The organism is Bartonella queenslandensis AUST/NH15 (assembly GCF_000312585.1).
In the GTDB taxonomy this organism is placed as follows: Bacteria; Pseudomonadota; Alphaproteobacteria; order Rhizobiales; family Rhizobiaceae; genus Bartonella; species Bartonella queenslandensis_A.
Genome location: NZ_HE998003.1, coordinates 90,901 through 92,453, shown reverse-complemented (window position 1 = coordinate 92,453; position 1,553 = coordinate 90,901). Strand labels below are relative to the sequence as shown.

Annotated in this window: 1 protein-coding gene; it reads left to right on the top strand. The window is 35.4% G+C overall.

Annotated elements, in window-relative coordinates:
• Positions 1–304 precede the first annotated feature (304 nt).
• A partial coding sequence (locus tag BN338_RS05565; protein ID WP_039759858.1) for a replicative DNA helicase occupies positions 305–1,553 on the top strand: 1,249 nt, incomplete at its 3' end.

The following is a 1,553-nucleotide window of genomic DNA, read 5'->3' as shown; positions in this document are numbered from 1 at the left end:
ATATCCTCATAATTTTAAATAGAGAAAAGTAATTCTAACCTACACCGGTACTGGAATTTTAGAATACTTAAATTTTAGATTACCGAAACTACCTCTTTAAAAAAATCACATATTATAAAAATAAACATACGAAATAGATATTATATAAATAATACACGAATGATAAATGAGCAACAAAAAGAGAGTTCTTAAAAATTGTATGATTTTAACTTAAAATGAAGCTTTATAGCCCTATTCTTTCGATGTACATCCTTCAATTTATCGCCTTAAGTAGCTAGGCTTAGAATTTTAATGGGAAAATATTATGGAAGAAACTAGCGTTGTTAATGTCAGCTCTTCGAAAAAAGAAGATTCTCCCTCTTTTCGACAACTTCCGCATAATATTGAAGCTGAACAGGCATTACTTGGCGCCATCTTTATCAATAATGATTCTCTTGATCGCGTTTCGGATTTTTTAAAACCAGAACATTTTTTTGAACCATTACATCAAAAGATTTATACTGTTTTATCTCATCTTATTAAAACAGGAAAACTTGTAGATCCGGTTACGATCAAGCCCTATATTCAAATGGAAGAAAAAATTGGAGATATTACTGTATACCAATATGTTATTCGTTTAGCCAAAGAGGCAGTTACCATTATTAACGCTGAAGATTATGGGCGAGTTATTTACGACCTTTTTATCCGTCGATCTTTGATCAACCTTGGAACTCAAATTGTCAATACAGCCTTTGATGCTCCTGTAGAGCTTACGCCTACCCAACAAATTGAAACTGTTGAAAATCAGTTATTTGAGCTTGCAGAAAAAGGGAAATATGGAGGTGGATTTGAAAATTTTAATGAGGCTGTTAAAAAAGCAATTGATATGGCAAGTGCTGCAAAAAAACGTTCTTCACAATTATCAGGGATAGCCACCCATATTAAAACACTTGATGAAAAAATGGGGGGATTACAAGCATCGGACTTAATTATCCTTGCGGGACGCCCTGGTATGGGTAAAACTTCACTAGCGACCAACATTGCCTTTAATATTGCTAATGCTTATAATCATAATGGTAATACCGAAGAAAATGAAGGCGGCATTGTAGGATTCTTCTCACTTGAAATGTCCTCAGAACAGCTTGCAACACGTATTATTTCTGAACAAACAGAAGTCTCTTCTTCTGATATTCGACGTGGTCATATTTCAGAGGAACAATTTTCAAAAATCATCCGTGCGGTAAACCAACTCCAAAAGGCTCCCCTTTATATTGATCAAACTGGGGGAATATCAATTACGCAACTGGCTGCCCGTGCACGACGCCTCAAACGACAACATGGTTTGGATGTTTTAATTATCGATTATATCCAACTCATGACAAGTAGCTCAAAGCGCTCATCTGAAAATCGTGTTCAAGAAATTACAGAAATTACGACGGGGCTCAAAGCTTTAGCCAAAGAGTTAAATATTCCTATTATCGCTCTTTCACAACTTTCACGTCAAGTCGAAAACAGAACAGATAAACGTCCACAACTCTCTGATCTACGTGAATCTGGCTCTATCGAGCAAGATG